8 protein-coding genes, 1 pseudogene and 1 riboswitch are annotated in these 10987 nt (G+C 32.2%); all 9 genes and pseudogenes read left to right on the top strand.

The annotated features are described in order from the left end of the window. The coding region (locus BLT22_RS01090; RefSeq protein WP_143020609.1) for an IS30 family transposase at positions 1–293 on the top strand (293 nt) is incomplete at its 5' end. Between the two features lie 10 nt (positions 294–303). Next, a pseudogene (locus BLT22_RS01085) lies at positions 304–969 on the top strand (IS3 family transposase); the annotation flags it as partial. 1176 nt (positions 970–2145) lie between these two features. After that, positions 2146–2234: riboswitch (SMK box riboswitch) on the top strand. Further along, entirely contained in the window at positions 2232–3422 is a 1191-nt protein-coding gene (metK, locus tag BLT22_RS01075) for a methionine adenosyltransferase (protein WP_091759646.1), read from the top strand. (Overlaps the previous riboswitch by 3 nt.) 110 nt (positions 3423–3532) lie before the next feature. Beyond that, a complete protein-coding gene (yfmF, locus tag BLT22_RS01070) occupies positions 3533–4792 on the top strand; it encodes an EF-P 5-aminopentanol modification-associated protein YfmF (RefSeq protein ID WP_091759644.1) in 1260 nt (419 codons plus the stop codon). A gap of 1 nt (position 4793) precedes the next feature. Further along, the gene (yfmH, locus tag BLT22_RS01065; protein WP_091759641.1) at positions 4794–6086 is read left to right on the top strand and encodes an EF-P 5-aminopentanol modification-associated protein YfmH; all 1293 of its coding nucleotides are present in this window, start codon (positions 4794–4796) and stop codon (positions 6084–6086) included. A 273-nt stretch (positions 6087–6359) separates the two neighbouring features. Then, positions 6360–7265: a helix-turn-helix domain-containing protein gene (locus BLT22_RS01060; RefSeq protein WP_091759638.1), complete on the top strand. Its 906-nt coding sequence runs from the start codon at positions 6360–6362 to the stop codon at positions 7263–7265. 92 nt (positions 7266–7357) lie between these two features. After that, positions 7358–7945 (top strand): CDP-diacylglycerol--glycerol-3-phosphate 3-phosphatidyltransferase, encoded by a 588-nt coding sequence (gene pgsA / locus BLT22_RS01055; RefSeq protein ID WP_091759635.1) that lies wholly within the window; start codon positions 7358–7360, stop codon positions 7943–7945. A gap of 153 nt (positions 7946–8098) precedes the next feature. After that, positions 8099–9379, top strand: coding sequence for a competence/damage-inducible protein A (locus tag BLT22_RS01050; RefSeq protein WP_091759632.1), 1281 nt, complete (start codon positions 8099–8101; stop codon positions 9377–9379). Between the two features lie 258 nt (positions 9380–9637). Continuing rightward, the gene (recA, locus tag BLT22_RS01045) at positions 9638–10756 is read left to right on the top strand and encodes a recombinase RecA (protein ID WP_091759629.1); all 1119 of its coding nucleotides are present in this window, start codon (positions 9638–9640) and stop codon (positions 10754–10756) included. Positions 10757–10987 lie beyond the last annotated feature (231 nt).

Below are 10987 nucleotides of genomic sequence, written 5' to 3'. Positions count from 1 at the left end.
ATTGTGGAAAAGAGTTCTCTAATTGGAAATCAGTTAGTAACCACCATGATATTTCTATTTTCTTTGCAGATCCTGGTTGTCCGTCTCAGCGTGGGCTGAATGAACACTCTAACGGATTGCTTCGACGTGACGGACTGCCAAAACAGATGGACTTTAATAAAACCGATCAATCCTTTATTTCTTCTGTTTCAAACTACAGAAATACGATTCCTAGAAAGTCTTTAGATTATAGAACCCCTATGGAAGTTTTTCATGAGCATGTATCAGATTGGAAACCGTCTAGCTTAATTTGACAAACGAGACAATAAGAAAAAAGTTGAGCGATTAATGAGAGAGAATGGACTAAACGTTACTTCGTATACTCGAAAATCTCGTAAATATTCTTCTTACAAAGGAGACACTGGAAGCCCTAAAAAAAATCTAGTGGATCAACGTTTCAATACATCCATCGTTCACCAAAAAATTACCACAGATACGACTGAATTGAAGTATTATGAGGTAGATCATACAGGGAAACGCTCACTAAGAAAACTCTATTTTGACCCGTTTATGGATCTGTTTAATCTTGATATTCTCTCTTTCCAGATAGCTAAACGTCCTAATGCAGGCTCAATTTTAGAAGCTTTAAAAGAAGCCATCAAAGTCACTGACGATTGTAAGTATCGTAGAACGTTTCATTCTGATCGTGGTTGGGCTTATCAAATGTATCAATATCAAGCCGAGCTTAAAAAGCATAAGATTTTTCAAAGCTTCTCCCGAAAAGGAAACTGTTTGGATAATTCTCCAATGGAGAATTTCTTCAGTTTATTAAAACAAGAAATTTACCATGGAAGAATCTTCTATAGCTACGAAGAACTTGAACAAGCAATTACAAGATTTATTGACTATTACAATCAAAAGCGTATGAAAAAGAAATTAAATTGGATGAGTCCGATAGCATACAGAATAGCGTATCAAAAAAAAGCGTGAAGTTTTTCAATTATATAAAAAAAGCGGAGTGGATTTCTCCACTCCGAGTAAGTCTAACATTTGGGGGTCACTACATTTCGCGTAAATGAAATTATACTCTTTTTTTAGTACAAAATAATAGTTTAGTTGTTTTGGTGAAACAACTAAAAAAAGCGTTCTATAATATTATAGAACCAAGTTAAAATAATTCAGTTTTTAGAGTAACATTTTTAAAATTTATTTTTCTTAAGTTCAAACTTACTAAAAAAGATATCGTAAATAGTTTAAATTTATATCATCTATAATGTTCTTAAATATTAGATAAACCATTTTTATAAAAATACTACGAATATACTAAAATAAAAACTAATAACAAAATAAAGTAGTTCAGTGTAAATGTTGTACTGAAAAATAAAATTGATTGTTTTTTGTTACTCAATAAAAATAAAGGAAGCAGGATCGCAGATAGTAGTAAAAGTAAGCTCCACCATGACAATATAGACCATGTTAAAGTGATCGTTAATAAGTATGAAAGGATAGCTATCAGATATTTTACGTTATTAGGAATCACCTTATTCCAAGTATAATATTCATATGAAAATATCGGTATAATTAATGGAAGTAAATAAATAAATATTGTGTTTGAGATAAATCCAGTATGAATATAAAATCCAAATATATTTAGTAATAAACTTTTGAATAATGTCGTTAAAGAAATTGATAAGAAATCTAATCCGTAGTGAATAAATAGATATTTACCTTGTACCATAAGTGTGTAGCAAACTAGTAACAAACCCGATACCCAAGAATGCATTATGATGAAATACAGTAAGCTCAACCCAATAAAAAATTCTAGTATCCCAATATTTTTTTTGTGGAACTTCATCTTTAAAATGAAGTAATTTCTAAAATATGTTTCGAGCAGTTGATTTAATAAGACAAACAAGTAGAGGACGAAAAAAGAGATAATATTCAAAGTGGAAAATGGAATTGCATAAATTAATCCAAACAATATATAAAAGGTTGGAAAAATAAAATAAAAAAATTTTGCATTTTTTTTAGAGTTTAATAGACTTAACTTCACTTTTGTTCCATCCTTTAGCAGTCATTTGTTTTATCATAACACAATTTTAGAAGACTATATAAAATATTCTTAAAATGAGAATGAATGTTTTAAATTTATATGGTAAACTAATATAGGTTTACAATGAATTCCCGATAGGACGGCCACAGACCAGGTCGGAAGCCTTGTAACCGATACTGAAATAGGGGGAATAAAAAAAATGGTAGAAAGAAAACTATTTACTTCAGAATCTGTTTCTGAGGGACATCCAGATAAAATTGCTGATCAAATCAGTGATGCAGTTTTAGATGCGATATTAGAAAAAGATCCTGATGCACGTGTTGCTTGTGAAACGATGGTTACTACAGGATTAGTTCTAATAGCAGGTGAGATTAGGACAAATACTTATGTAGATATGCAAAAGGTTGCTAGAGATACAATTAAGGAAATTGGTTATACTCGTGCTAAATATGGATTTGATGCTGAGACATGTGCAGTTCTAGTATCAATTGATGATCAGTCTCCTGATATTTCAATAGGAGTAGATGACTCTGCAGAATTTAAAGCATCTGTAGGACAAGATGAATTAGATAAAATTGGTGCTGGAGATCAAGGATTAATGTTTGGATTCGCTTCAAATGAAACACCAGAATTAATGCCGTTGCCTATCTCGTTAAGCCATAAGTTAACCAGAAGAATCGCGCAAGTTAGGAAAGAAAATATTTTGAAATACTTAAGACCTGATGCAAAAGCTCAAGTAACAGTAGAATATGATGAACAAGATAGACCTAAACGGATAGATACTATTGTAGTAAGCACTCAACATTCTCCAGATATTGATTATGATACATTGAAGAGTGATGTGATGAAACATGTTATCGAGGAAGTAATTCCTTCTAAATGGCTAGATGAAAATACTAAATATTATATTAATCCAACTGGTAGATTTGTGGTTGGTGGACCTCAAGGAGATGCAGGATTAACGGGGCGTAAAATTATTGTTGATACGTACGGTGGATACGCTAGACACGGTGGTGGTGCATTTTCTGGAAAAGATGCTACTAAAGTGGATCGTTCAGCAAGTTACGCAGCACGTTATATTGCGAAAAATTTGGTTGCGGCTAGTATTGCAGAAAAAGTTGAAGTACAGCTTGCCTATGCTATAGGAGTTGCTCAACCTATTTCAATCGCAGTAGATACTTTTAATACAAGTAAACTTTCTGATACAAAAATTATTGAAGCTATTCGTCAGATATTTGACCTTAGACCAGCTGGTATTATCAAGATGCTTGATCTGCAAAGACCAATATATAGACAAACGGCTGCTTATGGTCATTTTGGACGCACCGATATCGATTTGCCATGGGAGCATATAGATAGAGTAGATCAATTAAAAGCGTTACTATTCTAGAATTCATATAAAGTGATTAGAGGCTAGAACGTTACAGTTCTAGCCTCTTTGAGTTACCATTTTTAAAACTAGAGGATAATTAAAATAAATAATTATGTAAGGATGAAATTATGCAAATTAATTTAGCAAAAGGCGTGAAATTGCACGTCATGCCGACAGAAAAGTTTAAAACAGTTACTATAACTATAAAATTTAAGGAAATTCTGGATGCTGGTCATATGACTAAAAGAACATTAATTTCTAATTTGATAAATACTAACAGTCAACATTATCCAACACAGACTGATTTTAGAAATGCTCTTTCTGAATTGTATGGAGCGCGTTTATCTACAAGTGTTTCTAAAAAAGGTAAGTATCATATTATTTCGGTAAGTATGAGTATTGTAAATGAAAAGTATTTAAGAGAAAAAGATATATTAGAAAAAGCAATTGCGTTTTTAGAAAATATACTTTACTATCCTAATGCTTATCATGAAGCTTTTCACAGCGAAACATTTAAGAGAGAAATCAATAATTTAAGAGATGAATATGAAGCAATCTATGATGACAAACAGGACTACTCTGCTATTGCACTAAATGAGTTATACTTTGATACAGAAGAACAAAAGATTCCGTCCTTTGGTAGGGAAGAAGATCTTAACGCCATCACTCCAGAAAATCTTTATAAAGCATATAAGAGGATGCTTTACAAAAATGAAATTGATATTTTTGTTTTAGGGGATGTGATTGAAGAAAATATTTTTAATACATTCAAGCGATTTAAGTTTGCCGATCGAGAAATCAATACTCAAAATCCTTTCTATAAATTAAAAAAAGCCACTGATATAAAAAGAAAAACAGAAAAACAAGACTTAACACAGTCTAGATATAATTTAGCATTTAATACTAATATTTTTTATCATCAAAGCAATTATTATGTCGGAGAGGTATTTAATGGACTATTTGGAGGATATCCTCACTCTAAACTCTTTATGAATGTAAGAGAAAAAGAAAGTTTAGCTTATACTATTTCTAGTGGGATTGATACATTTACTGGTTCAATGTTTGTTTATTCGGGAATTGATCAAAAAGAAGCATCTCATGTCAGAGAAATTGTTTTAAGAGAATTAGATGCACTAAAACAAGGAGATTTTAATGATGATGCTATGAAACAAACGAAAGAATTATTGAAAAATTCTTTATATCATTCTGCAGATAATGCAAATAGTATGATCGAAAGAGCATATGCTAGTATGATAATTAAAGAGCCACAAATGAGAATTGAAGAATGGGTGGAAAGAATAGAGGGAGTAACAAAAGCAGAAGTTATGAATGCAGCAAAAGAGGTACAGTTAAAAGCTGAATTTTTATTAATTGGAAAGGAAGAATAATTTGGAAAGAACAAAGTATACAAGCATGGATGAAACGATCTATGAAGAAATTTTGCCGAATGGACTTACTGTTAGGCTCCTTCCAAAAACAGATTTTTATAAAACTTATGCACTTTTTAGTACAAATTTTGGATCTATCGACCAGCAATTTGTTCCTATAGGAGAAACTGAATTTGTGAAAATGCCTGGTGGTATTGCGCATTTTCTTGAACATAAAATGTTTGAAAATAAAAATGGCGACGTATTTGATGACTTTTCACACTTTGGCGCTTCTGCAAATGCTTTTACCAGTTTTACAAAAACTGCCTATTTATTTTCAAGCACAAGTCACTTCAAAGAAAATTTAGTTACATTGCTTGATTTTGTCCAAAAACCTTATTTTACTAATGAATCAGTTAATAAAGAAAAAGGAATTATTGGACAAGAAATTCAGATGTATGATGACCTCCCCGAATGGCGAGTTATGTTTGGATTGTTAGAGAATTTGTATCCTAATCATCCGGCCAGTGTTGATATTGCAGGAACAGTTGAAAGCATAAAAGATATTAATGCAGACCTATTATATAAAAATTATCAAACTTTTTATCATCCACATAATATGCAATTGTTTATAACAGGTAATTTTGAATTGGAACAAACAATTGAATGGATCAGACAGAATCAGAATCAAAAAAACTTTAATGAATTTCAAGAAATTAAAAGAAAGTTTCCTAGTGAGGAAGAAACTAAAGTCATTCCAAGAGGAGAAATTACATTACCTATAAGTAAACCAAAAGTGTTAGTAGGAATAAAAGGCAAAAAACATCATTTAAATGGAGAAGCAGCATTAAGGCAACTTATAGGTATAGAATTCTTATTAAAATTATTATTTGGAGAAACATCTTCTACTTATCTAAAATTATATGATGAAGGCCTTATAGATGATAGTTTTAATTATGAGTATACTTTTGAGAGAGAAATAGATTACTTAAGTGTAGGTGGTGATACTAAAGAACCTGAACAATTGATAAATATATTAAAAAATTTACTTTTAACAATAGAAAATAATCCAGATATGAATGAAAAACATTTTGAGATTGTTAAGAAAAGTAGTATTGGAGAAATTCTTCAATCATTTAATTCGTTAGAATTTATTGCTCATCAGTTTAGTGATCTTCAATTTGAAAATGTAACAATTTTTGATATTGTTCCTTTGATGGAATCTATTGAACTGAAGGATATAGAAAAAATGGCAGTACAATATATCCATAAAGAAAACATGTCAGAATTTCGTGTGCTGCCTAAATCTAAATAGTCCATTAAGTTTAAAAAAAGCTCCTTTAGTTATCCTAATAAAATCTTAAGAATTATGGAATTTGTAAGAATAATCACCCTATACTCTAAGTTTTTCATATGGTATACTTTTAGAAATGAAACGTTCTCCATTGTTTCATTTTTACTAGAACAGATGATTCATTTCTGTACAATATATTGAGTATATAGAGTACAAATATATGAAAATATAAAATCTAAATAAAAATAATTGAGTAACGAGTATAAAGAAATACTTTAGGGCAGGTGACAAAGATTGAATGAAGTAGGCGAAAAGCTTAAAGAAGCTAGAAAAGCCAAAGGTTATACACTGGATGATTTACAACAAATGACAAAAATTCAAAAAAGATATTTAATCGCTGTTGAAGAAGGCAATCTTGAAGTATTGCCAGGTAACTTTTATGCAAGAGCATTTATTAAACAGTATGCTGATACAGTAGGTTTAGATGGAGAACAGCTTTTAAAAGATCATTCTGACATTCCTAAAGCTAAAAACGATGAATATTCTGAAAAAGTAATAACGACTCAAACAAGATCCAAGCCTAAAAGTAGTAGCATTATGGATACTATACAAGACAGTTTACCAACTATTTTGATTATATTATTAGTATTGTCAATTGCAGTAGTTTTTTACTGGGCTGTTGTCAAAGGTTCTAATGATAGTGATACACCAGTGATACAAGATAAAACGTCTGAGAAACAAGACGTTGAAGTTGGCAGTAACGAAAGTACTGATTCTGAAAGTGAAACAGACGATAGTACTGATCAAAAAGACCAGCCAGCTGAAGAAGAACCAAAGGAAGAACCAAAAGAAGAGGAAAATGATGAGAAAGAAGAGTTGAATATTACTCAAACTTCCAGTAATGGTGGAACAACAAACTTTACGGTAAGTGGAACTATACCGGCAGAACAACAAATTACTTTAACTGCTGAAGGTGGAGAATCGTGGGTAAGTGTATCGGTAGATGGTACAACAGTTGACCAGTCTTTGTTAACTGATGGGAATTCACTTTCTTCAAAATTTGATCAAGATAGTTCAACGGTTACAGTTGTTATTGGTAATGCAGCGGTAACTTCAGTTCAATTGAATGATCAAGGTGTTTCTTATGCAGAAGAGTCAGCAAACGCTGTAAGACAGGAATTGATATTTGAATTTGAGTGATCGAAAGATGCTGTTGATCTAATCTTTTAAAGACCAGAGAGGGAAAAGACGATTGATCTCTGGTCTTTCATTTGAATGCGTAGGAGGAAATAATGAATTTACCTAACAAATTAACTTTATTAAGAATTATTATGATTCCAATTTTCATCATACTGGTCTTATGGCCCTATGATCTTGGGACTATTAAATTACTTGGATCAAGTGTAGAACTTCATCTATTTTTAGCGGCAGTTATATTCTCACTAGCAAGTATTACAGACTGGTTAGATGGATACTTAGCGCGGAAAATGAATATCGTCTCCAATTTTGGCAAGTTTGCAGATCCACTTGCTGATAAAATGCTCGTAATGACAGCTTTTATTTTACTCATTCAGTTGGGGCTTGCTCCTGCTTGGGTCATTGCGATAATTGTTTGCAGAGAACTAGCTGTAACAGGGTTGAGACTGCTTTTAGTAGAGCAGGGAGGAACAGTTCTAGCTGCATCATGGCCAGGTAAAGTTAAAACTAATGCACAAATGTTTGCGATCATATTGTTGCTAATTGATAATTTCCCTTTTAATCTAACGGGAGTTCCAGTTGCAACGATCCTTCTTTACATTAGTCTTATCTTCACTATTTATTCTGGAGTAGATTATTTTTATAATGCTAGACATTTTTTTAAAGGAACTTTTAGTCATTGATTTCTAGCAAATGCAGGTACCTCAATTGAGTTACCTGTTTTTTGTTATAATCATAATCAGAGTCGTAGAAAAATGGATATGTTAAAATGATTATACTATAAAAAATTATTTTTTTAAAAAAGGGTAAGTATATATTATGTAGGAGGTAAAATAGTGAGAGCTGAAATTATATCAGTAGGAACAGAATTATTACTCGGACAAGTGGTTAATACTAATTCAGCTTATATAGCAAAGAAACTAGCATCACTAAGTATAGAGGTTTATCATCATATAACAGTGGGTGATAATGCTAAAAGAATTAAAGAGGCGATAAAAGCAGCTGAGTCAAGGTCAGATATGATTATACTTTCAGGTGGCTTAGGACCTACAGAAGATGATATCACTAAGCAAGTATTATCAGAATATCTTGATGTAGAGTTAGTCTTACATGAAGATACACAAAATAAAATAATTACGTATCATAAAAATTCTGATTTTGAAATGCCAAAGAATAATCAATTACAGGCATTAATGTTAATGGGCGCAATCCCTTTACTTAACGATACCGGGCTGGCAGTTGGTAGTTTCTTAGAAAAAGGAGACCATTCTTATATAATACTACCAGGACCACCAGATGAATTAGAACCCATGGTAGAAAATTACTTGACTCAAGTTATTGTGGATAATATTTTAGATGAGCAGAAATTAGTTTCGAGAATTATCCGTCTTTTTGGCCTAACGGAATCTCAATTGGCGTTAAAATTAGAAAAAGTAATTCAAAATCAAATGAATCCTACAATTGCAATATATGCAGAAGGTGGAGAGCTAAAAATTCGTATTACAGCAAAAGGTCAATCTAAAGAAGAATGCGATAAAATGATTAATAAAGTAGAAAAAGCTATAAATAAAGAAGTAAAAGAGTTTGTGTTCGGCTACGGAGAAAAAACATTATCAGATGTTATCAAGGATATACTGATCGAACAAGAAAAAAAAATTACGGCTGCTGAAAGTTTAACTGGCGGTGCATTTTTAAGTAGTATTTCAAGTGATTTAGCTGCAGGATCTATTTTTGATGGTGGGATTGTTACCTACAGTTCGGACCATAAACACAAGACCTTAGGTATTTCTCAGAAAGTTATTGATAATTTTGGAGTGGTAAGTCCGGAATGTGCAATTGAAATGGCAGAGAGAGTTAAAGATATGTTTGAAGCGGATGTTGCTGTCTCGTTAACAGGAGTAGCTGGACCTAGTGCTTTAGAAGGAAATATACCTGGAACAGTATGGATTGGAATTGCACTAAATGAAAGTAAATCTTTTGCTAAACATTATCATTTTGCTTATAAACGTAATAAAAATCGTAGATTGGCAGTGCAAAATGCACTAGATTTGGTTAGACGAGTTTTATTAGAGATGCCCATCAGTAAAAGGGTTTATTGTGATGAAGATAGCCTATAAATAAGAGAAAACCATCCTGCTCAATATAGCGAATAAATGTTCGATTTACTATTGCGTTTTATTTGAAAAAACAGTAAACTATAATAGTAGCAGTGAGAACAGTGGTTTGCACGGTGAAGAAAATTTGCTAGACTTTATAGTGCAATGTCAATTAGATTTGTAAGATATTTCTCAATCTCTACTTAAAAAAGTTGCTGTATATGGTAGTTAATAGATAATATTAAATTGTCCTGATGAAATAATAGGAGGAACTAATTAATGACAGATGATCGTAAAAAAGCTTTAGAAATGGCGCTTAGCAAAATTGAGAAAAACTTTGGTAAGGGCTCCATTATGAAAATGGGAGAAAAAGTTGATACTCAAATTAAAACAATCTCAACTGGATCATTAGCTCTTGACGTTGCTTTAGGTGTTGGTGGATATCCACGTGGGCGTATAATTGAAGTATATGGACCAGAGAGTTCTGGTAAAACGACAGTAGCTTTACATGCCATAGCATCAGTTCAAGCTAATGGTGGGATTGCTGCTTTTATTGATGCTGAACATGCTCTAGATCCTAAGTATGCTAGTTCTTTAGGGGTAGACATTGATGAATTACTACTATCTCAACCAGATACTGGAGAACAAGCTTTGGAAATTGCAGATGCTTTAGTTTCCAGTGGGGCAGTCGATATGGTAGTTATCGATTCTGTTGCTGCTTTAGTACCACGTGCTGAGATTGACGGTGAAATGGGCGCATCTCACGTTGGACTACAAGCACGCTTAATGTCTCAAGCACTTCGTAAGCTATCTGGCTCAATCAATAAAACTAAAACGATTGCTCTATTCATCAATCAGATTCGTGAAAAAGTAGGTGTTATGTTTGGTAGTCCAGAGACTACTCCTGGTGGACGTGCATTGAAATTTTATTCAACTGTAAGATTAGAAGTTCGTCGTGGAGAATCTATCAAATCTGGTAAAGATATGACGGGGAACAAAACTAAGATAAAAGTTGTTAAGAATAAAGTTGCTCCACCATTTAAAGTGGCCCTTGTGGATATTATGTACGGAGAAGGAATATCTCAAGTGGGAGAACTTGTAGATATGGGAGCCGAAGTTGAAATTATTGATAAAGCTGGTGCTTGGTACTCTTATGGTGACGAGCGTATCGGCCAAGGACGAGAGAATTCTAAACAATATCTAGTAGAACATCCGGACTTATTGAAAGAAATTGAAAGAAAAGTTCGAGTTGCTTTCGAAGTTGGCAGCGAAGAAGATATTAAATTTGTGAATGATTTGAATAAAGCAAGTGAAAAAGGCAAATCTAAAAAGACAGACAATTCTAATAATGAAAAACAGGATGCTAAAAGTTCTGAACCAGAAGCATTGGATATTTAATTTAGTCAACTATTCTAAGCATGATCTAAAAGCTTTTCTGCTTTTAGATCATGCTTTTTTGTTATATATATTAATAAAAAAAAGCATATAAAGAAATCAATAACACAATTTGATTATGCGATTAAACAAGTAAGAATATTTTAACTTTTATCAATAAAACTATTTAAAATACGCCTCTTTTTTTAAACTGTATTGACACATTGACTGAAGACCTTTAAAATTAGTATGTCT

Origin of the sequence: Marinilactibacillus psychrotolerans (genome assembly GCF_900101525.1) — a bacterium.
GTDB lineage: Bacteria > Bacillota > Bacilli > Lactobacillales > Carnobacteriaceae_A > Marinilactibacillus > Marinilactibacillus psychrotolerans.
This window is presented reverse-complemented; position numbering and strand designations above follow the sequence as displayed.